At 64.3% G+C, this 20,856-nt stretch carries 21 protein-coding genes and 1 tRNA gene; 12 read left to right on the top strand and 10 right to left on the bottom strand.

All coding sequences use genetic code 11. From position 1 onward, the window contains the following. The first annotated feature begins 56 nt into the window (after positions 1–56). Positions 57–833, top strand: a complete 777-nt coding sequence (locus tag QNN98_RS00900) for a metal-dependent hydrolase (RefSeq protein ID WP_283995978.1) — start codon at positions 57–59, stop codon at positions 831–833. A 46-nt stretch (positions 834–879) separates the two neighbouring features. Next, positions 880–2,610, top strand: a complete 1,731-nt coding sequence (locus QNN98_RS00905; RefSeq protein ID WP_283995979.1) for a cation:proton antiporter — start codon at positions 880–882, stop codon at positions 2,608–2,610. Here QNN98_RS00905 and QNN98_RS00910 read toward each other — a convergent pair. The 3 genes from QNN98_RS00910 to QNN98_RS00920 all read right to left on the bottom strand — a co-directional run bounded on the left by QNN98_RS00910 (position 2,607) and on the right by QNN98_RS00920 (position 4,271). After that, positions 2,607–2,987: a hypothetical protein gene (locus QNN98_RS00910; protein ID WP_283995980.1), complete on the bottom strand. Its 381-nt coding sequence runs from the start codon at positions 2,985–2,987 to the stop codon at positions 2,607–2,609. The two genes, QNN98_RS00905 and QNN98_RS00910, sit on opposite strands and share 4 nt — an antisense overlap. A 76-nt stretch (positions 2,988–3,063) precedes the next feature. Then, positions 3,064–3,441, bottom strand: a complete 378-nt coding sequence (locus tag QNN98_RS00915) for a VOC family protein (protein ID WP_229958558.1) — start codon at positions 3,439–3,441, stop codon at positions 3,064–3,066. A gap of 47 nt (positions 3,442–3,488) precedes the next feature. After that, positions 3,489–4,271 carry a LysR family transcriptional regulator substrate-binding protein gene (locus QNN98_RS00920; protein WP_227925933.1) on the bottom strand — a complete coding sequence of 261 codons (783 nt, stop codon included), beginning with the start codon at positions 4,269–4,271 and terminating at the stop codon, positions 3,489–3,491. An 80-nt stretch (positions 4,272–4,351) separates the two neighbouring features. Here QNN98_RS00920 and QNN98_RS00925 point away from each other — a divergent pair, with 80 nt between their 5' ends. Further along, positions 4,352–4,714 carry a DUF5997 family protein gene (locus tag QNN98_RS00925; RefSeq protein WP_227912426.1) on the top strand — a complete coding sequence of 121 codons (363 nt, stop codon included), beginning with the start codon at positions 4,352–4,354 and terminating at the stop codon, positions 4,712–4,714. A gap of 165 nt (positions 4,715–4,879) precedes the next feature. Here the strand turns inward: QNN98_RS00925 and QNN98_RS00930 are convergent. Beyond that, positions 4,880–4,962, bottom strand: a tRNA-Leu gene (locus tag QNN98_RS00930). A 447-nt stretch (positions 4,963–5,409) separates the two neighbouring features. On the opposite strand from QNN98_RS00930, the gene QNN98_RS00935 reads away from it, so the two are divergent. The 7 genes from QNN98_RS00935 to pknB are packed head-to-tail and all read left to right on the top strand — an operon-like array spanning position 5,410 to position 14,685. Then, a complete protein-coding gene (locus QNN98_RS00935) occupies positions 5,410–6,141 on the top strand; it encodes an FHA domain-containing protein (RefSeq protein ID WP_283995981.1) in 732 nt (243 codons plus the stop codon). A 2-nt stretch (positions 6,142–6,143) separates the two neighbouring features. Further along, positions 6,144–6,626 carry an FHA domain-containing protein FhaB/FipA gene (locus tag QNN98_RS00940; protein ID WP_227912425.1) on the top strand — a complete coding sequence of 161 codons (483 nt, stop codon included), beginning with the start codon at positions 6,144–6,146 and terminating at the stop codon, positions 6,624–6,626. Between the two features lie 2 nt (positions 6,627–6,628). Then, on the top strand, positions 6,629–8,170 hold the full coding sequence (locus QNN98_RS00945) for a PP2C family protein-serine/threonine phosphatase (protein WP_349643196.1): 1,542 nt from the start codon (positions 6,629–6,631) through the stop codon (positions 8,168–8,170). Then, positions 8,170–9,582 (top strand): FtsW/RodA/SpoVE family cell cycle protein, encoded by a 1,413-nt coding sequence (locus QNN98_RS00950; RefSeq protein WP_227912367.1) that lies wholly within the window; start codon positions 8,170–8,172, stop codon positions 9,580–9,582. The genes QNN98_RS00945 and QNN98_RS00950 overlap by 1 nt, the downstream gene beginning before the upstream one ends. After that, positions 9,579–11,018 carry a peptidoglycan D,D-transpeptidase FtsI family protein gene (locus QNN98_RS00955; protein ID WP_227912366.1) on the top strand — a complete coding sequence of 480 codons (1,440 nt, stop codon included), beginning with the start codon at positions 9,579–9,581 and terminating at the stop codon, positions 11,016–11,018. The genes QNN98_RS00950 and QNN98_RS00955 overlap by 4 nt, the downstream gene beginning before the upstream one ends. Next, positions 11,015–12,823 (top strand): protein kinase domain-containing protein, encoded by a 1,809-nt coding sequence (locus QNN98_RS00960; RefSeq protein WP_283995982.1) that lies wholly within the window; start codon positions 11,015–11,017, stop codon positions 12,821–12,823. The genes QNN98_RS00955 and QNN98_RS00960 overlap by 4 nt, the downstream gene beginning before the upstream one ends. Before the next feature lie 2 nt (positions 12,824–12,825). After that, positions 12,826–14,685: a Stk1 family PASTA domain-containing Ser/Thr kinase gene (pknB, locus tag QNN98_RS00965; RefSeq protein ID WP_227925930.1), complete on the top strand. Its 1,860-nt coding sequence runs from the start codon at positions 12,826–12,828 to the stop codon at positions 14,683–14,685. On the opposite strand, the gene QNN98_RS00970 is transcribed toward pknB, so the two are convergent. From QNN98_RS00970 to QNN98_RS00980, 3 genes are read right to left on the bottom strand one after another with little or no spacing between them, the layout of a single operon-like run. Beyond that, positions 14,682–15,353: an aminodeoxychorismate/anthranilate synthase component II gene (locus QNN98_RS00970; RefSeq protein ID WP_227925929.1), complete on the bottom strand. Its 672-nt coding sequence runs from the start codon at positions 15,351–15,353 to the stop codon at positions 14,682–14,684. The two genes, pknB and QNN98_RS00970, sit on opposite strands and share 4 nt — an antisense overlap. A gap of 4 nt (positions 15,354–15,357) precedes the next feature. Further along, complete coding sequence (locus tag QNN98_RS00975; protein ID WP_227912362.1) at positions 15,358–15,528, bottom strand: hypothetical protein; 171 nt, start codon at positions 15,526–15,528, stop codon at positions 15,358–15,360. 1 nt (position 15,529) lies between these two features. After that, positions 15,530–16,321 carry a class E sortase gene (locus tag QNN98_RS00980; protein WP_283995983.1) on the bottom strand — a complete coding sequence of 264 codons (792 nt, stop codon included), beginning with the start codon at positions 16,319–16,321 and terminating at the stop codon, positions 15,530–15,532. A 191-nt stretch (positions 16,322–16,512) separates the two neighbouring features. Here QNN98_RS00980 and QNN98_RS00985 point away from each other — a divergent pair, with 191 nt between their 5' ends. Further along, positions 16,513–16,764 carry a cell division protein CrgA gene (locus tag QNN98_RS00985; protein WP_227925928.1) on the top strand — a complete coding sequence of 84 codons (252 nt, stop codon included), beginning with the start codon at positions 16,513–16,515 and terminating at the stop codon, positions 16,762–16,764. A 378-nt stretch (positions 16,765–17,142) separates the two neighbouring features. Here the strand turns inward: QNN98_RS00985 and QNN98_RS00990 are convergent, their stop codons facing one another. Continuing rightward, on the bottom strand, positions 17,143–17,847 hold the full coding sequence (locus tag QNN98_RS00990) for a rhomboid family intramembrane serine protease (RefSeq protein ID WP_331461510.1): 705 nt from the start codon (positions 17,845–17,847) through the stop codon (positions 17,143–17,145). A gap of 218 nt (positions 17,848–18,065) precedes the next feature. Continuing rightward, entirely contained in the window at positions 18,066–18,608 is a 543-nt protein-coding gene (locus tag QNN98_RS00995; RefSeq protein ID WP_227912358.1) for a peptidylprolyl isomerase, read from the bottom strand. Between the two features lie 151 nt (positions 18,609–18,759). Here QNN98_RS00995 and QNN98_RS01000 point away from each other — a divergent pair, with 151 nt between their 5' ends. Next, positions 18,760–19,761, top strand: a complete 1,002-nt coding sequence (locus QNN98_RS01000; protein ID WP_227912357.1) for a hypothetical protein — start codon at positions 18,760–18,762, stop codon at positions 19,759–19,761. 120 nt (positions 19,762–19,881) lie between these two features. Here the strand turns inward: QNN98_RS01000 and QNN98_RS01005 are convergent, their stop codons facing one another. Further along, entirely contained in the window at positions 19,882–20,802 is a 921-nt protein-coding gene (locus QNN98_RS01005) for a DMT family transporter (protein ID WP_283995984.1), read from the bottom strand. Positions 20,803–20,856: the final 54 nt, after the last annotated feature.

A 20,856-nucleotide genomic window follows, 5' to 3' on the forward strand; every position in this document is an offset into this window, starting at 1 on the left:
TTTTCCGCCCTTTATCACCGGCGCCTGCTCCGCCCTTTCGAAGGATTTCTTACACCATGATGGGTGGCCACCATGCCGCTAGCGGCGCCGCGGCCTGGGTTGCCGTTGCTTCCACTGCCCCGCACGCCCTTGGCTGGTACCCGGTCACACCGCTGGGCGTGGTGACGGGTGCCCTGTTGACGGCCGGTGCGGCACTGCTGCCGGACCTTGACCACCACAGCGGCACGATAGCCCATTCACTGCCGCCGATTACCAAGATCCTGGCCCGCCTCACCGAAACCATCAGCGGGGGGCACCGGCGCGGGACGCACTCGATCCTCGGGCTTGCCGTGTTTGTTGCCCTTGCTACTGCGTTGGGCAAGGTGACGGCGGACGTACCCGTCTTCGGTTCGGTGGCGCTGGGTGCGGGCATCCTGTCCGTCCTGCTGATGGGTTTCGCTTTCAAGGCCCTGAAGATCGCCGGCGGACCGGCCCGCAGTTGGTTCCTCGCCTTGGCGTTTTCCGTTTTCATTGCCGTGTACGCACCGGAGAACAATGACTGGCTGCCAGTTGCCGTGGGCCTGGGTGTAGCCGTGCATATCCTGGGTGATCTGCTGACCCACCAGGGCGTGATGGTCCTGTGGCCGCTGCGGATCAAACGTCCGCGTTCCCTGGCCCGCTTCCCGGTGGTCAACAAGCTCTGGCGCAGCAGCGGCAGTTTCTCGCTCCCCCTGATCGGAGCGGCCGGTTCCTGGCGGGAATGGGCCATCATGGTTCCGGTCACTGTCTATGCGATCTTCGGGGTCACCATGGCGGCTCTGAGCGCAGTCACCGGCTGGTCACCGTACACCTAGCCGCCCCGGCTGCAGCCTTCCCTGTGTGCAGGGCTAGGGTTGAAGTGTGGAACTGGCTCTCTTCGCAGTAGTAGGCGTTTCGGTGATTGTGACCGTAGCGGCTTTCTCCAAACGTCTCGGCATCGCGGCTCCCATCATCTTGGTGGTTGTGGGATTTGCCCTGTCCTATACCCCCGGCGTGCCGCCGTTCTCCGTTCCGCATGAGTGGATCCTGATGGGTGTGCTGCCGCCGTTGCTCTACGCGGCGGCTGTCAACGTGCCCGTGGTCGATTTCAGGCGGAACATCGGCGCGATTTCCTCCCTCTCGGTGTTCCTGGTGCTCGTGTCCGCCTTCGCCACCGGGACGGTGCTCTATGTGCTGCTCCCGGACCTGAATTTCGCAGCCGCCGTGGCCCTGGGCGCCGTCGTCAGCCCGCCCGACGCCGTCGCCGCCACTGCGATCGGCAAGCGGCTGGGACTGCCGCCGCGGCTGGTGACCGTCCTGGAGGGCGAAGGGCTGGTCAATGACGCCACGGCGCTGGTGCTGCTGCGCTCCGCCGTGGCTGCCTCGGCCGGTGGGCTGTCGAGCATCTGGGCAGGCATCGGAGACTTCGGATTTGCCGTCATCACGGCCATTGCCGTGGGACTGCTGGTAGGCGCCGCCACAGTCTTTCTCCGTTCCAAGCTGCACGACCCGGTGCTGGACACCGCTATTTCCTTTGTGGTGCCGTTTGTGGCGTTCATTCCCGCCGAAGAAGTGGGCGCCTCGGGTGTGCTGGCCGTGGTGGTTGCCGGGCTATACACGGGACACCGCAGCGCTTCAGCGTTCACGGCGCAGGTGCGGATCAATGACAGCATCAACTGGCGCACCATCTCGTTCCTGCTCGAAAACGGCGTATTCCTGCTGATGGGCCTTGAATTGCGCCATTTGGTGGAAAACGTGGACACGGCATTGCTTTCGGTGTGGGACGCCGTGCTGATCGGACTGATCACCACCGGCCTGCTGGTCCTGGTCCGTTTCGCCTGGGTCACTCCGCTGATCTACGTGCTGCGGGCCAAAGTACGGTACCAGGACCTGCGGACCCAGCGGTTCCGGCTGGGCTTGGACCGCATCAAGGCCGGTGGCTTCACCAATGAGCGCAAACGCAGGCGCCATCGCCGCGCTGAGCTGCTGTATCGACGGCGGCGGGCCGACGTCGAACAGTTGCGCCGCGAGGGTCTGGGCTGGCGCGGCGGCGTAGTGATTTCCTGGTCCGGCATGCGCGGAGTGGTGACGCTGGCCGCCGCCCAGTCCCTGCCGGAACAGACCCCGTACCGCGAACAGCTGGTGCTGATTGCCTTTACCGTGGCTGTGGCCACCCTGCTTCTGCAGGGTGGAACCCTGCCGTGGGTGATCCGGGTCCTGGGTGTCCAGGGACGCGACGTCGCGGCAGACCAGCGGGAACTGGCCAAACTCCTGGATGAACTCAGCGGCGCCGGACTGACGATTCTGGAAGAACCGGCGGAATGCCTGGGTGCGCGGGAGGAAGTTGATCCGGATGTGGTGGAGCGGGTCCGGCAGAGCACCTTCCTGCGCAGCGAACTGGCTTGGGAACGGGTACGCGCCTTGGGCATGAGCGAGGAGGCGACGCCGCAGCTGCAGTACCGCCGGCTTCGCCGCGCCGTCGTGGAAGCCGAACGTGACCGGCTGCTGGTGGCCCGGCGCGAAGGGCGTTACGCATCCCGGACGCTGGCGGAGGCGCAGCGCCTGCTGGATCTGGAGGAATCACGGCTGCGCCCGCGGCTGGGCGAACGCTAGGACTTCCGGGGATCAGCCGCGCGGATTGTCTGTTCCTGTTTCTCCCGGGGTTTCTCTTCCTTGATCCATTTGGGCTGCAGGGGCCGCGGCATCCAAAAGTTACCAAGTATGCCGATTACCGCAATCAAGAAGTACAAAGGAAGGAAGACCAGGCCAATAAGCGGATAAACGTTGGGCTGAATAACAAACTGCGTCACGGGGAAAAGCGCAAAAGCTGCACCAATATAAGTGCTGGCCAGCGCGGGTTCTCCCGTCCACAGGATGTTAAGACCGGCGCGGTAGTGCCTAAAGCGTCCCGAGTAAACCAGGAGGCCGGGGACCATGACCAACAGCCCGAATGCAGCAACACCGAGAGTTACCGCGGCCTCCGGATCCATAACTCCCCTGCCTTGTCCTCGGTTAGCTGTTTTATCCCGCACGGGGCAGCTCTAAATCGCTGCAAACCTACCATCATCAGTCCTGGTGGAGCTGGATGTAGTTGCCGCAGCCGTCGTCGAAAACAGCCTGCGTGCCCATTGCATCCAGGGTCGGTTCGCCGATGAACTCCACCCCCAGGCCGCTGAGCCGGTCGTACTCCGCCTGCACATCCCGGACACCAAGCACCAGGACCGGGAGCTGCTGTGCGTACAACCCGGCCCGGTAGGCTTCCGCCACAGGATCTTCGCTGGGTTCAAGCAGGAGCCCTGGCCCTCCCGGTTCCTCCGGGGAGCACACAATGAACAGGTTGTACTCCGGCATGGCCATCAGGGGTTCCATGCCGAGGGTCCCCGTGTAGAACCCGTAGGCCCGCTGCGGGTCCAGCACGTGGATACTGCTCATCTTGATTCGCATCCGCGAAGAGTACCGCCAAATCCGTCCGGAGCGGTACGCGGTACAAGTCAGCGGCTGCGACGCGGTTTGCCGCTCTTGCCTGCACCCTTGGCGGCACCCTTGCCTGTGGCTTTTCCCTTGCCGCCGGCGCCCTTGCCTGCCGTGCGGCCGCCGGACTTGGCCGCCGGCTTGCCCTCGCTGCGGGACTGGCGTGCCTTCGTCCGCTGCCGCGCCGTCGTTTTCTGCTCTTCGAGGACAGAAGGCTGGCGGGAACTGTTGGCAGTGCGCCCCCGCACCACGCCCACAAACTCTTCGACGTCATCGCCGTCCCGTTCCTGCAGCCACGCGATGCCGATCCTCGTGGGCGGCACCCCGTTCACGGGGCGGGCCGTGACATCCTTGCGCGAATACAGCCGCGCCACCGACATGGGCAGGATAACGACGCCGCTGCCCGCCGCCACTACTTCCAGGGCGACGGCGGCTCCGCCCATTTCTGCCACGTCCAGGAGGGTTTCGCCGTCCAGATCTGCCAGTTCAACCTCGTCGAACGCCGTAAGGGGGTGGTCCTTCGCCGCTGCGGCAACCGGCTGCTCCTCATAGAGCGGAATGAGGTTCAGCCCCTCCGGACGTGTGAAGCCGGAAGCGGGAAGGCGTACAAAAGCGAGATCGGCGCGGCCGGAGGACAGTTCCTCCACAGCGGCAACTTCCTCACACTGGAACGTCCGCAGTTCCTGGTCCTTGCGTTCCTGCCAGCGGGTAATCCATTTACCCGGGGTCACGCCCGGAACATAGGCCACGGTCAGCGGCCGTGGAGTCGCCCCGTTCTGAAGAGCTGAAGTGTCTGTGGGCATCAGAACACCTTAGCCCACCGACCCGGGCGGCGGCGTGCGGATACCCTTGGAATATGACCACCGAGAAATCCTCCCAAACCATGAAGCCTGCCACGGCAGCCAAGAAACTGGGCATCTACCTGCCCGCTGCGCCGCAGGACTTCCAGGACGGGCCCATTTCACGCGCCCAGTTTGACGAACTCCAGTCCAACCCGCCGGAGTGGCTCAGCGAACTGCGCCGCAACGGGCCGCACCCGCGGCCGGTGGTGGCCCAGAAGCTCAACATCTCCATTGGCGGCCTGACCCGGTCCGGCATTACGGAGCCGCTCACCACCGAGGAAATCAAGGCACTGCTCGCCCAGCCCCCGGCCTGGCTCGTGGAAGAGCGGGCCAGTTTTGCCGCCGTCCGCGCCGAAACCCAGCGGGTCAAGGACGCAGAGGCGAAGAAGGCCGAACGCTCCTAAGTACCGCTCTGCTTCCAAAGGAGGGGACCGCCTGCTGCCAGGCGGTCCCCTCCTTTGTGCTCTGTGTCCTGCGGATGCACCGTTTCTATACGTGCACCGGGCTGGATCACCGCACCCGGGCATAAAAAATGACCCCGGCTGGTGAGCCGGGGTCATTCCTATCTGTGCGCGAGGGGGGATTTGAACCCCCACGCCCTTTCGGACACTGGCACCTGAAGCCAGCGCGTCTGCCGTTCCGCCACTCGCGCAAAATGGTTTCCCTCGGAAGCTATGTGCGAATGATCTCAAATCTTCCTGAGACCATCTGCGTTGCGTTTCCTCGGGAACAGCAGAATCAAGCATACCGGCATTTTGGCGAAACACCTAAACGCCCCTTCGGCAGCCCCGAAATCCGCGTCATTGCAGGGATCCGGGTGTGGGACGGGCCGCAGCGGGTGCCCAGGTGCGCGGTCCGGATACTTCCAATAAACGCACCGCAAAGATCCCTCGGGGGCTTGACGGACACGGAGTACCGGGAGGCGCGGTAAGACATTTATCAGCGCTCCCCAGTAGTATCGAAGTGGACGTATGTACCTGTGACCTGCCGGAACCAGTCCCAACGCAGTCCCGGCGGTTCATTCCGCCCGGCGCCCCGGCGCCGGGAGACGGGTGGCAGGCGTGGCTATTCACCGGACAGGACGCGGAAGGAGACGGACATGGGCTTACTCGACAATGTCGAACGCGGCATCGAGAAGATGGTCCGCGGCGCTTTCACGTCCGGCTCCTCAGGCCGGGTAGAACCGCTGGAACTGGCCATTGCGCTGCGCCGGGAGCTTGATGAGCGCTCCATGGTCCTCGGGCAGGGACGCACCTTGGCTCCCAACGTTTTCACGGTGCGGCTGTCCAGCTCGGACTTCACACAGGCCCAGCAGTGGGGTGCACCGCTGGCGGAAGAACTGTGCGACGTCGTCATTAAGCACGCGCACAGCCAGTCCTACAGCCTGCAGGGTCCCGTCCGGGTATCCTTCACCCGTGACGCCTCATTGAAGTCCGGGGTACTGGAAGTGGATTCCGCCACCGAGAAATCCCCCTCAGCCACGCCCAGGGTTCCGCAGCCGCCGGCACCCCGGCAAGGCCCTTCGGCCCGGGTGCAGCCGGTCCTGGACATTGACGGACAGCGTTATTCCTTGAATGCGCCGTCGGTGGTCCTGGGACGCTCTTCCGAGGCCGACATTCTTGTGGATGACACCGGTGTTTCCCGGCGGCATCTGGAAATACGCACCGAGAACGGTGCAAGCCGCGCCATTGACCTGGGCTCCACCAACGGCAGCTTCGTCAACGGCCAGAAAGTTCAGGGTGAAGCAGTGCTTTCCGACGGATCCACCATTGCCATGGGACGTACCCGGATAGTCTTCCGGCTGCTGCCTGTCCGGGCCGGAGGACGTTAGTGCTGGGCGAACTGACCGAAACCCTTTTGCGGTACGGCTTCCTACTGGTCCTGTGGATCATGGTGATCTCCGTAGTGGGCGCCATCCGCCGCGACCTTGCCGTGGGCAGCCGTAACCGGACCGGAACCCCCACCGCCCGGCAGATGCGCCGGAACCCCGAGTTGGAGAAGCGCGCCCCGGCCCCGGCCAAGGTCACGCCGCGGGAACTCGTTGTCACGGAAGGTCCGCTGCGCGGCACCACCCTGGACCTCGCCGCCAGTCCCATCCTGCTCGGCCGCGCACAGGAAGCGACCCTCGTCCTTGAGGACGATTACGCTTCCGGCCGCCACGCACGCCTGTTCCCGCAGGGCAGCCGCTGGTTCATCGAGGACCTGGGTTCCACCAACGGCACCTATCTGGGCGGCAGCCAGCTCACCCGGGCGCTGCCCGTGGAACCCGGCGTACCTGTCCGAATCGGCAAAACGGTCATTGAGCTGAGGCCCTGACCGTGGCTTTGGTCCTTCGATATGCAGCACGTTCCGACGTGGGCATGGTTCGTTTCAAGAACGACGACTCCGCCTATGTGGGGCGGTACCTTGCAGTGGTCGCTGACGGAATGGGCGGCCACGCCGGCGGAAACGTCGCGTCTGCCTCCACCGTGCTGGATTTGGTGCATCTGGACAGCCGGGTCCAGGAGGACGAGCCCCTGACCGTCCTTGCGGACGAAATCCAGGCCGCAAACTCCCTCCTTTCCGAACTGGTGACCACAAGCCCGCAGCTCTCCGGCATGGGCACCACCGTCACGGCACTGCTGCTCCATGACCGGCGGCTGGCCCTGGCCCACATCGGCGATTCCCGCGCCTACCGGCTCAAGAACGGCGAGTTCAGCCAAGTCAGCATCGACCACACTTTCGTCCAGCGCCTCATCGACGAGGGCCGGCTGCGGCCCGAAGAAGCTGAGGTCCATCCGCATAAGAACGTCCTGATGCGCGTACTGGGCGACGTCGACGCGAGCCCTGAACTGGACCTGGCCACTTTCGATGTGGAACCGGGCGAACGCTGGCTGCTGTGCTCGGACGGCCTCACCGCCGTGCTCCGCGACTCCGATATCGAGGGCGTCCTGCGGGGCACCTCCAACCTCCAGCAGTGCGTCGACACGCTGGTGGAACTGACCCTCGCCGGCGGTTCCCCGGACAACGTCACTGTTGCGGTGATCGAGATCGATGATGATCCCGACGCCGGGTCCGCTCCGTCCACTGCTGCGATGACAGAGCTGCCCGCCGGGCCGGGCCGTCCCCGTCAAGCAACCATCTCGGCAGCCCCTGCCGTGAGTACCCCGGCACCGGCCGTGACCGAAGGCAAGGACGAGGCCGATTCTTCCGGCGAAGATAAAGAAGACGACGAAAGTCTGCAGGAACGCGCGGAGCTGATCCGGCAGGACCTCTCCTCGCGCCCCCATGTCTTGGTGGGTGCAGCATCGCTGGCCACCGAAACCGGCCAGATTCCCATTGTCACTAAGCGCTCGGCCGAGCGCCGCGCCGCCCGCATGCTGACGCACAAGGCCGACGACGCACAGTCGCCGGGGCTCGCTGCGGAGGACACAAAGCGGCCCGGTTGGCGCCGCTGGCTGCTCCCGGCTTTCCTCACCGTACTGGCCCTGTTGCTGGCGGCCGTGATGTGGCTCGGGTACACGTGGACCCAGACCCGTTACTACGTGGGCTCCTATGACAACCGGGTGGCCGTCTTCAACGGTGTTTCCCAGACCATCGGGCCCATCCATCTTTCCCACGTCACGGATATTTCCGACATTCCCGTGGACAGCCTTTCCGAGTACCACCGCAACCGGGTGGAAGACACTCTTCCCGCGCGGGACCTCGAGCATGCCGACCGGATCGTAGAGGATCTGCGGGACACTGCCAAGGCTGTCATGTGTCCTCCTGTGGATCCGGCGCCGGGACCCAGCTCCACGCCGTCCACTTCCACACCGGGTCCCACTTCCACGGCGCAGCCCGACGCTGCGGCCAACAGTGCCTGCGGAGGTAAGCAGTAATGTCTGATCTCCTGACCGTTGCCAAACCCCGCCGCAACATAGAAGCCCTGCTCCTGCTGGTCGCCCTGCTCGTCGGGGTGGGTGCCAACATGATCGTCGGCCTGGATGAGGACCGCGGGTTCGACTCCGACTTCTGGGTGCAGGGCGGCACGCTGATGGCCCTGGTGGTTGTTTTCCACCTGGTCCTGCGCTTCCGGGCGAAATATGCCGACCCGGTAATACTTCCCATTGTCACCGCCCTCAACGGCATAGGTTTGGCAATGATCCACCGCTTGGACATCACCAACGGCGACACCGCAGCGGACCGGCAGCTGCTGTGGAGCACCGTGGCCGTTGCCGCGGGCATCGCCGTGATGTTCGTGATCAAGGATCATCGGATCCTGCGGCGCTACACCTATATTTCGCTGATCGTCAGTGCCATCCTGCTCCTGCTGCCGCTGACGCCGCTCGGAACCACCATTAACGGTGCACGGATCTGGATCAATGTTGGTGTGGGTACCTTCCAGCCCGGCGAAATCGCCAAGATCACCCTGGCTATATTCTTCGCCGGGTATCTATCCACCAACCGGGATCTGATCCTCCTGGCCGGCCGCAAGGTCGGTCCCCTGCAGTTCCCGCGCATGCAGGACATGGGGCCCATGATCGTGGCGTGGCTGGTCAGCATCGGAGTGCTGGTCTTCCAGCGGGACCTCGGCTCATCCATTCTCTTCTTCGGACTCTTCATGGCGATGATCTACGTCGCCACCAGCCGGGTGAGCTGGGTGGTCATCGGACTGGGCCTGCTCGCCGTAGGCGGGTTTGCTGCCCTGCAGCTGTTCGGCCATGTTCAGCAGCGTATCCACGGCTGGCTCAACGCCTTTGACCCCGAGGTCTACAACGCGGTGGGTGGAAGCTACCAAGTGGTTCAGGGTCTCTTCGGACTGGCGAGCGGCGGACTGATCGGCACCGGTTTGGGCCAGGGCCGCCCGGATCTGGTGACCTTCGCCAACAGTGACATGATCATTGCCGCCCTGGGCGAAGAACTGGGCCTGATCGGCATCTTCGCGATTGTCCTCATGTATGTACTTCTCGTATCCCGGGGCTTCCGTGCCGCTCTGGGGACCAAAGACGGGTTCGGAAAACTGCTGGCGTGCGGGCTCTCGTTCACCATTGCGCTGCAGTGCTTTGTGGTCATTGGCGGTGTTACCCGGTTGATCCCGCTGACCGGCCTAACCACGCCGTTCATGTCCGCCGGCGGTTCGTCGCTGCTGGCGAACTGGATCATTGTGGCCCTGCTGCTGCTGATTTCGGACGCTTCCAGGCGCCCAGTGGCCTCCGGACCGGTGTCCACGGACATGGTTCCGGCCATGAGTGAATCCCCGATCGGTGCTTCTGCACGCGGCCGGCGCACCCCTAAGGAAGGAGTCGAATGAACCAGGCCATCCGGAACAGCTGGGTAGTAGCCCTGGCAATGTTCGCGCTCATTCTCGGGTCGCTGACCTACGTGCAGTTCTTCGCGGCTGAGGACTTGAACAAAAATACTGACAACCGGCGTTCCATTTACCGGGATTTCGGCGAGAACCGCGGCTCCATCCTGGTGGACGGCAAGGCCGTTGCCGAGTCGGTTCCTTCCAATGATGAGTTTAACTACCAGCGGGTCTACAACAACCCTGAGTTGTATTCGCAGCTGACCGGCTTCTTCAACCTCAACGGCACCTCCCAGCTGGAAACGGCGATGAATGAAGAACTTTCCGGCAACAGCCCGCAGCAGTTCTACGACAAGCTGGTCCAGGTCTTTTCCGGGGCCCAGAGTCAGGGCGCTTCAGTGGAGCTGACCATTGATCCGGAACTGCAGCAGCTGGCCTATGACCTCATTCCGGACGGCCAGAAGGGCTCCATCGTGATGATGGACCCGAAGACGGGCGACATCCTCGCCATGGTCTCCAAGCCCACCTATGACACGAATGCACTGGCTGTGCACGACACCGGCCTGATCGAATCGACCATGGCTGAACTCACCTCCATCCCCGGACTGTCTCCGTACATCAATCCGGCCACCGAATCGCTGCTGGCTCCCGGCTCGGTGTTCAAGCTGGTAGACACGGCCGCAGCCCTGGAATCGGGAAAGTACGACGCCGACAGCGTGATTCCGAATCCGCAGGAATTCCTGCTCCCGGGAACCAATACCTACCTGCCGAACTTTGTCACGGGTGCGTGTTCTTCCCGCTCCGAGGCCGACTTCGCATTTGCCCTGGCGCAGTCCTGCAACACGGTCTTTGCCCAGGTGGCCCTTGAACTCGGGCAGGACAACTTGGCGGCACAGGCAGAGAAGTTCGGCTTTGACACTCCGCTGACCATTCCCACACCCGTGGTTCCCAGCCACTTCCCGGATAACGAGGACCAGGCCCAGCTGGCACTATCCTCCATCGGTCAGGGAAGCGTCACGGCTACGCCGCTGCAGGTCGCCATGATCTCCGCTGCCATCGCCAACAACGGCGAGCAAATGACCCCCAATTTGGTCCGCAGCGTTCGTGCACCGGACCTGTCCGTGATTGACGAGCCGAAGCCCACCAAGCTCAACACCTCCATCAGTCCTGACACTGCTCGGCAACTCACCGAATGGATGGTGGGTGTTGTGGATAACGGCAGCGCCAGTGCCGCCCGTATTCCCGGCGTAAAGGTGGCCGGGAAAACCGGCACTGCCGAGGTGGAGGGCCGGGGCGACAACGCCTGGTTCACCGGCTTCGCACCCGCCGACGATCCCCAAGTTGTCATTTCCGTCGTCATGGAAGACGTGGACCTGACGACCGGTGCCCAATTGACCACTCCAAGCGCGCAGAAACTCCTAGAGGCGGTGTTGAATAAGTGAGGCCTACATCGGGTATCACCTTAGGCGGCAGGTTCCAGCTGACCGACCGTATTGCCATCGGCGGTATGGGCGAGGTCTGGAAGGCACGGGACCTGGTCCTGGGCCGCATTGTTGCCATTAAGATCCTCAAGGAGGAGTACACCGGCGACCCCGGATTCCTCAACCGCTTCCGTGCGGAGGCCCGGCATACGGCGCTGCTGAACCACCCCGGCATTGCCAATGTCTTTGACTACGGCGAGGAAGAGGGCTCCGCCTACCTCGTGATGGAGCTTGTCCCCGGACAGCCGCTTTCCACCATCATCGAACGCGACAAGGTTCTATCGCCGGACCGGACCCTGTCCATCATCGGCCAGACCGCCACTGCCCTGGCCGTTGCCCACCATCAGGGACTGGTCCACCGCGACGTCAAGCCGGGCAACCTGCTCATCATGCCCGACGGCAAGGTCAAGATCACCGACTTCGGGATTGCCCGCATCGCCGACCAGGTGCCCCTGACCGCCACCGGCCAGGTGATGGGCACCGCCCAGTACCTCGCCCCGGAGCAGGCGACAGGACAGCAGGCCACCGGTTCCAGCGACATCTACGCCCTCGGCGTGATCGGCTACGAACTGCTGGCCGGACGCCGTCCGTTCTCCGGCGAATCCCAGATCGCCATCGCCTTGGCCCAGGTCAACGACACCCCGCCGCCGCTGCCCGAGTCCATTCCCGAGCCGGTCCGCGCCCTGATCATGTCCATGCTCGCGAAGGACCCGGCGGACCGCCCGGCCGACGCCGAAGCCCTCGCCCTGGCCGTTGCGGCCATCCGCCGCGGCGACATCAAGGCAGCTGAGACCGCTGTGCCCGGAATGCTGCTGTTCGCATCCGGCGCCGTGACGGCCCCGGTGCCCACGGCGGGCACTGCTGCCACGCGCGTGGTGGACACGGCACCGTCCACGTCGGCACTGCCCACCGTTGCCGGCGCCACGGTAGCGGGCGATGCCTCCACCGGCCAGCTCGCCGCGTCCCGTGAGTGGACCGACGACGACGACGTCGACTACGACGGCGCCGACGATAACGGTGACGTCGAGGAAGAAAAGCGCGGGCGCAGCCCGTGGACCATTCCGCTGATTGCCCTGCTGGTACTCATTTTGGCCGGTGTGGTGGCCTTCTTCGTCCTGACCGGTTCAGACGACAATGCAGACCCGGATCCGGCCGCCAGTTCCTCCGCTGCCAGCCCGTCCAAGAGCGCTTCGCCTTCCAAGTCGCCGTCCAAGTCGCCGTCGTCCACGCCGTCGGATTCTCCCAGCGATGAGGAAATCTTCGTTGACTCCACCGCCTACGCGGGCCGGCCGGTCAATGATGTCTACGCGGAACTGCTGGATCTCGGACTGCAGGTCAACCGGCTCCCGGTTTCCGACGCCGATGTTCCCGAGGGAATGGTCATTGAGGTTAATCCCTCCGGCAGCCTCGTACCGGGGTCTGCGGTGACCGTCGTCTACTCCTCCGGACCGGAACTTGTTTCGGTACCGTCGCTGACGGGGCTTGACGAAGCGACTGCACGCCAGCGGATCGCCGACGCCGGTTTGGTGGCAAGGAACGGCGGCAGCGAGCCGTCAAACGCCAGGGCCGGCACGGTCACCCGCGTGGACCCAAGCGAAGGCGCTGCGGTACCCCAGGGCTCCCCGGTGACCTACTTCATTGCGCAGGCACCTGCACCCGCCCCGGCACAGCCCTCTCCCACCGCCCCGTCACCCTCCACCAACGGCGGCGCCAGCATCGGCGACACCGCCCAGTCCGATCCCAGCACCACGACCGGCAACCAGTAACCATGAGCGCAGATTTCCTTCGAGGGCAACCCACCCTCAACACCGACAACGTCCTGAACGGACGTTACGAGGTCGGTGAACTGATCGGACGCGGCGGCATGGCCGACGTCTACCTTGGCCGGGATATCCGCCTGGGCCGGACTGTCGCCATCAAGGTGCTGCGCCCGGACCTGGCACGGGATCCACTGTTCCAATCCCGTTTCCGGCGTGAAGCGCAGGCAGTCGCGGGGCTGAACCATCCCTCCGTTGTGTCGGTTTACGACACCGGGGACCAGGAGTCAGCGTCTACCCGCGACGATGTCCGGCTGCCCTATATCGTGATGGAATACGTGCCGGGCCGGACCCTGCGGGACCTCCTGAAGGCGGACGAGCTCACCATCGACAAATCGGTGGAGTATGTCCTGGGCGTCCTGGCCGCTTTGGATTACAGCCACCGTTCCGGGATTGTCCACCGCGACATCAAGCCCGCCAATGTGATGGTTACGGTCGACGGCGGCGTGAAGGTCATGGACTTCGGCATCGCCCGTGCCATGGCGGATTCAGCTGCCACCATGACGCAGACCCAGGCAGTGATCGGCACCGCCCAGTACCTTTCTCCGGAACAGGCACGCGGTGAAACAGTGGACGCACGCAGCGATCTCTACTCCGCCGCCTGCCTGCTTTTCGAATTGCTCACCGGCAGGCCGCCGTTCACCGGTGACAGCCCGGTGTCAGTTGCCTACCAGCACGTCCGCGAGCTGCCCGTGGCGCCCAGCAGCCTCAACCCCGAGGTTTCAACGGCCCTGGACGACGTATTGGAACGCGGTTTGGCCAAGGACCGGAACCACCGTTACCAAACGGCGCGCGAGTTCCGCGAAGCTCTGCTGGCGGTGCGCGACGGCGGACCCGCCACGGCTGCCACACAGGCGATTGCGGTGCCCCCGCATGCCGTACATCCGGCTGATCCGCAGGATGAGGAACCGCGTACCCGCGCCATGGCCAAGGTTCTGGCGGGCGGTTCGCTTACTGCCGAGGAAGACGCGGATCGTCCGGTCCTGAACATCGGTTCCACGGGGGAGCGCGAGCCGCAGCAAAAGGCACGGCGGCGTGCCTGGACCACCGTTTTCGTCATTCTCCTTGTCCTGGTCCTGGGCGCGGCCGGGGTTGTGGGCTGGAACGTGCTTAACGCCAAGCCCGCGGCTCCCACCACGGCCTCGGTCCCCCTTGTGGAAGCGATGTCGCAATCCGATGCCTTCAACGCGATAGTGGACGCCGGTTTCCGTGCGCCGTCCATCAGCGAGGAGTACAGCGATACCGTGCAGGACGGGCTGGCAATACGAACCTCCCCCGCCGCCGGTGCAATGGCCCATCTGCAAGAGGACATCACGCTCTATATCTCCAAGGGACCCTCCACGGCAGAGATCCCGGGCGACCTGATCGGAATGACCGAGTCCGGTGCCCGTGATGCGCTGCGCGAGCTGGACCTCAAGGGCGGGGCCACCAAAACCGACAACAGTTCCACCATGTCCGAGGGGCGTGTGCTGGGGACGGAACCCGCTGTCGGGGAGCGAGTGCCCGCTGGTACCGAGGTGAACATCATTGTGTCCACCGGCAAAGTGGTGGTCCCGGATCTGGCCGGCCTCACACGTGAGCAGGCTGAAGCCACGCTGTTGGATCCCACGCTGCTGCTTACGCCGAAGCTGGTGGAGGTGGAGTCCACCGAAGCTGCCCCGGGTATTGTGCTCTCACAGAGCGTTATGCCGGGAACCGAGGTCGCGCCGGGGACAAGCATTGTGGTGAACGTAGCGAAGGCCCCGGCTGAGCCCAGCCCGTCCCCCTCGCCGTCGTCCCCCAGCCCGTCTCCGAGCGCCGCCCAGCGCTAGGCGGCGTTCGGTTCCTGCGCCGGTCGGCCGGTGCGGGAGATCAGCGGGCTGAGGGTCGATGCATGGGCGGCGGCGCCGGCCAGGCCGCAGGACTCCAACCAGTTTCCCAGCATCTGGTAGCCGCCCTCCGTGAGGACGGACTCGGGATGGAACTGAACCCCGGACAAAGGCGCCTCGGTGTGGCGCAGGCCCATGATGATGCCGCTGGCGGTGCGGGCGGTTACCTGCAGCGAAGCCGGCACACTGTCCGCTACGGCCGCCAGGGAATGGTAGCGGGTGGCGGTCAGCGGGCTGTTCAGCCCGGTGAACACATCCTCACCTCCATGTTCCACCAACGAGGTCTTGCCGTGCATTAGTTCCGGAGCGTGCGTTACCGTTCCCCCGAAAGCCTCGGCCAGGGCCTGATGCCCCAGGCAGATGCCGAGCATGGGGGTTCCGGTGGTCCCGCACCAGCGGATCAGGTCAATGGACACACCGGCTTCGGCCGGGGTCCCCGGACCGGGGGACACCAGCACGCCGTTGTGCCCTGCCGCCAGTTCCAGTGCCTGTGCCGCGTCCAAGTCATCGTTGCGGACCACCGTGGTTTCCGCTCCAAGTTCCCGCAGATAGCCCACCAGCGTGTATACAAAGCTGTCATAGTTGTCGATCACCAGGATGCGCGTGGTCATAGTGCTAGGAACCGCCAATCGTTGACTCCGTGAAGGATGGAAGAAGGCTGGTCTCTGCAAGCCATGGGAAAACAAACTCCATGAGCACCAGCACAGCTGCGGCAATAAGCACCGCGGAAAGGAAAATCCGGACCCACAGCGGGCCGGGCAGGCGTCGGAAGAGCCATGCATACATTTTAGCGACCTCCTTGCACATTAGCGGCGACGGCGTCTGCTATCTCTGCAGGCGGCCCGGCAGACTGAGGCTGCCACGAGTCCATCAGTGCGTAGGCAATGATCCGTTCCTGTGAGCCAAAGCGGGGATTGCAGCTGGTCAGCGTGAGGAACCGTTCCGTGGGGACCGCCTCCGGTTTTGTAGGCACCGGTGCCAAAACATCGACCTGGTCCGGCAGGACAAACTGCGTGTTGCGGTACACGTAGCTGTAGTACCCGTCCTTTGTCTGCACATAGATCCGGTCTCCGGGTACCAATGTGTGGATGGCGTCCAGGGCCTTGCCGTGGCTCTGCCGGTGTCCGGCCACCGCAAAATTGCCAACCCCGCCGGGCATGGCCGTGGCGGAGTAGTGGCCCAGTCCCAGCGTGTCCAGGACCCGGGTACCCACACCCGAGCTGACCGGCACCGCATAGTCCTCCCCGAAGCGCGGAACGTATACCACCGCGAAAGTGGTTCCCTCATCAGCCGGTGGTTCCATCACTACCGGTTCGCCGTAGCCGGCCGGCGCGGGGGCCGGCGCGTCCTCAGGAGGCAGGTCAAAATCCTTGTACAGGTCCTGCACGGCCTCCTGCTGGGACCTGTTTGCTTCCAGATCAGTCCACCACAGCTGCCAGGCCACAAACAGGCCCAGGATAACTCCCAGGGTCACCAGGATTTCCCCTAGGACGTGGACCACCATGCGTGCCGGGCCGCCCGCGGGGGACGGGCGGGAGCGTGGGCGGTGCTCCTCGCGGACTGCTGGGGACTGGTCCATACGCTCCTCGGCGGGATGGTCTTCGAAGCTTAGTGTGCCCAAGGATACTCTGCCCCGGTAATTCGCTAGGATAATCAGGAACGGGAGGCCGTGCCATGCAGCGCCTGCAGCCATGCAGTGTTGTCCCCGCCCCTGAGACCGCCACCAACAAACCGCCGGCATCCGCAGAGCCGGTTCTGCCAGGAGGATCCGTGCCTGAGTCCAAGTCCCGCAAGAAGCCGCCGCGCCCCGCTGCCGAGCCCCGTGTTAATTCCGCAGCCAAGCCGAACCCCGTTTGGTACAAGCCGGTGATGTTCGGCCTGATGATCATCGGGTTGCTGTGGATCATCACCTACTACATCACCCAGGGAGGCTTCCCCGTCCCGTCACTGGGTGCCGCCAACATTCTGGTGGGCTTTGGTATTGCCATTGTGGGCTTCCTAATGACTACGCGCTGGCGCTGACTCCGTTCAGCCTCGCAACCTCAAGGGCCCTCCCGCTGCCACTCGCAGCCGGAGGGCCCTTTCTGTTGGTCCGAAGTCGTTATCCCCGGTTTTCCTGTTGTTCACAGGTTGTGCACGGAGTTATCCACAGGTGTGGGTAACTCTGTGGGTTACTTCCGCAACTTCCGCGCAAACAAAGGGATCCAGGTTATCCACAGCTGTGGAATTACATGTGTGTAAGTCCGTTCAGGCTATGGATAACCCTGTGGATCGCCGGTCCGGGGGAGAAACTACACCCTTGTTAGTTATTAACACTGTGGGTATCTCTGTGGATAACTTTGCCTTAACGCACAGTGCCCGCCGTCACAAGGACAGCGGGCACGCACGGGCAGGCAAGCGCTACACGGGAGACGGCCAAAGGATGGTTGCCACCACCAGGAGCAGGGCTATGGCCGCCAGCCCCAGGAACTGGACAACCGTCCGGTTCTTACCCCGGGGCGCATAGGCAATGATGGCCGCGCAGGCCGCCCCGGTCACCAGTCCACCCACGTGGGCCTGCCAGGCGATATTCGGGAAGACAAAGCCCATCACCAGGTTAAGCAGGAGCAGGATCACCAGGGAACGCAGTTCACCCCTCCGCTGGCGGATCACCACGAACAGTGCACCGAAGAGCCCGAAGATCGCTCCCGAGGCTCCCACGACAGGTGTTCCGGGGTCGGCAAGGTACATAACGCCCACCGAGCCGCCTACGGCCGAGATCAGATAGAGCAGGGCGAAGCGCGCCCGGCCGAACATCGGCTCCAGAGTCCGGCCCAGGAACCACAGCGCATAGAGGTTGAAAGCTATGTGGACGAAGCCGCCTGCTGAATGCAGGAAGGCAGACGTCAGCATCCTCCACGGCTCATAGTCCGTGTAGACCGGCCGGTACCAGAAGTCGGAAGTAAAGCCGGGGACCGCCAGCTGCAGGAGGAAGGCGGCGGCGCAAATCGCCATGATGGTGATGGTTACTACCGGTTTGCCCGTCCCGGCAGCCGGGGCCGTGCGTCCGCCGTACACGGTGCGGTAGGCCGGCTGCTTCCGGTTCTGTTCGGCAAAGCAATCCACGCACTGCACGCCTACGGCGGCGTTGTGCTGGCATTCAGGGCAGGCCGGGCGTCCGCAACGCTGGCAGCGGATATAGCTGACCCGGTCCGGATGGCGCGGACACACTGGAACCTGCGACGCCGGCGCTCCGGCCGGCACTCCATATGACATTGCTCGAAACTCCCGGATTGACGAAAGGCCCCGGCCGGATAGTCCGGCCGGGGCACCCTTCGAACAGGTTAGAGCTGCTCGACGGTAATGCTGTTGATAACCACGTCTTCGGTCGGCTTGTCGCGTCCGTCGGTGGAGACCGCATTGAGCTGGTCGACCAATGCGCGGGACTCGTCGTCGGCAACCTCACCGAAGATGGTGTGCTTTCCCTGCAGCCACGTGGTGGGCACCGAGGTGATGAAGAACTGCGAACCGTTGGTGCCGCGTCCCATCTGGATGCCGGCGTTGGCCATGGCCAGCTTGTACGGGGTGGCGAAATCAAGGTCGGGGTTGATTTCGTCGTCGAACTGGTAGCCGGGTCCGCCGGTGCCGCGGCCCAGGGGATCGCCGCCCTGGATCATGAAATCCTTGATGATGCGGTGGAAGATCGTACCGTCGTAGAGCGGGCGGCTCGTCTTTTCACCCGTTGCCGGGTCGGTCCACTCGATCTCACCGGTGGCCAGGCCAACGAAGTTCTTGACCGTCTTGGGGGCATGGTTGCCGAACAGGTTGATACGGATATCGCCCATGGACGTGTGGATGGTCGCTTTTGCTGTAGGAATAGCAGTCATAACAACATTCTTCCACGGCGCTTGCGCACAGGGGCGGAAACCGGCAGGTTCAGCGCACAGTGAAAACCGCCGCCTGCCGCGGCCTCCGATAGCAGAGATCAGCTCGAACACGTAGGCTAAGGCTGAAACGACACTATCCCGGGAGGTAGTTTTGAAGAAGGACCGCATCACCCATGACCTTGAAGCCAATGTGGCTGCTGGCCTCGTAACGGCCCGCGACTGGGCTTCGCCCAAGGTGGACGCAGCCAAGGGCTGGGCCGTTCCGCGCATTGAGAAGGGGATCGAAACCGCATCTCCGAAGATCCAGGACGGTATCAAGCGTGCTGCTGACGAGCTTGCCCAGGGCGTAGCCACCGTAACGCCCCGCATCCAGGGCGGGCTTGAGAAGGTTGGGCCGCGGATCAGCCACGCTGTGGATGAAGCCGCTCCGCGCATCCAGAGCACCCTGGACCGGGCTACACCGGCCCTGAACACCGCGAAGGACCGCGTCGTCGACGATTACCTCCCGGCGCTTTCCACCCGGATCGGTGTGGCCGCGGACAGCGTTTCGCGCAGCCTGACGGCAGCCAACGTTCCTGTACAGACCGCGGTTTCCAAGGTCACGGGCAACAAGAAGGCGCTCAAGCGCGCACAGAAGGCTGCAGCCCAGGCTGCCAAGCAGGCCCGCAAGAACCAGAAGGGCGGCGGCAAGGGGTGGCTGGTCTTCGGCATCATCGCCGCTGCCGTCACCGCCGGCGTAGCTGCCTGGCGTGCCTCGCGTCCGGTTGAGGATCCTTGGAAGACCCCCGCACCGAAGCCGGCTGCTGCCACCACTCCCGCCACGGCTCCGGCACCGGCGGCTACCGGGACATCCTCCGGAGCCTCCACGGCCAAGCCCGCTGAGCCGGCGACGCCGGCACCGGTCGAGGTGCCCAAGCCGAAGGCTGCGGCTGCCTCCACTCCGGCCGAGAAGGCCGGCACGAACGCTGCGGCTGCCTCCTCTGAGACCAAGGAAACGGTCGCCAGTATCAAGGAAGCAGCCGAGCGTGCTGCCTCCCGTTCCGGCGACAAGGCATCCGAAGCCGGCAAGCACAGCAAGGAAGCCGCGGGCGAGGCCAAGGAAGCTGCCAAGCCTTCAGGCGCCCACTCAGATAACAACACCGGCAAGAAGTAACACCGGCAAGTAGCAACACCGCAAGTAGCAACACCGGTTGGAAAAAGACAGGGAGGTCCCCGCTGCGGCGGGGACCTCCCTGTTTTGGTTCCGGCCTTGTGCGCCGGGCTGCTCTCCCAACTAGGGTTGCACGTCTCCGCCCAGGGCCGGCGGTGCCGGGGGGATAGGTTCGGTGCCGGGCCGGCGTCGTGCCCTGCCCTGCCCGGCCACTACCACCGTTAATCCGGCGAGGATAAGGCCCAGCCCGGCGTATGTTCCCGCCGGAAGCTGCTCGTGCAGGAACACCGCCGCCAGGATGGCCGCGCCGGGGATCTCCAGCAGGATAATCATGGAAACCACCAACGGGCTGATGACCGCCAGCAGGTGGTTGAACACCGAGTGGCCCAGGATCTGCGCTACCACGGTTACACCGAGGATCCCCAGCCACGCCGCCGGCGGAAAGCCGACCAGCGGCTGCCGGAAGACCGCACAGAGCGCCAGGAGCAGCACGGCGCATGCTCCGTAGCAAAGAGTGGTGTACGTGCCCGTAGACATGGACTCACGGGCTTTTCCGCCTGCGATGGTGTAGACACCCGCGAGGGCACCGCCGGCCACCGCCAGGACATCGCCCATCAGTGCCTCCCGCGAAAGGCCCAGGTCAAAGCCGGAAATCACCACAACGCCGGCGAAGGCGGCGGCCAGCCCTGCCAGCACAACAGGCGCAACCCGGATACCGCGCAGCACATTAAACAGGGCGATCCACCCCGCTTGGAGGCAGACAAGCGCCGTAGCCGCGGCCACGGACGTCAGCTGCAGTGAAGTGATGAAGCAGGCGAAGTGAAATGCCAGGGCCACCGCCGCAACGGCAGTCCACCGGTACTCGCGTGCCCCAAGCCGTGCGAATTCCCGGCGCCGTCCCAAAGCTGCGGGACCGCCCATGAGTACCGCGCCCAGGGCATTGCGCCAGAAGGCGATGGCAAGGGCTGGGGCAGCCGTAGCGGCCATGATGGGTCCGGACGCGGATACGCCCAGGACACCCACTGCGGCCAGGAAAATATTCACAGGCCAACAGTAGTGCAGCGCTGCTCCTGCACCGGCGCCGGGCTGTTTCCGGGA

Origin of the sequence: Arthrobacter sp. zg-Y1143, assembly GCF_030125565.1 — a bacterium.
In the GTDB taxonomy this organism is placed as follows: Bacteria; Actinomycetota; Actinomycetes; order Actinomycetales; family Micrococcaceae; genus Arthrobacter_B.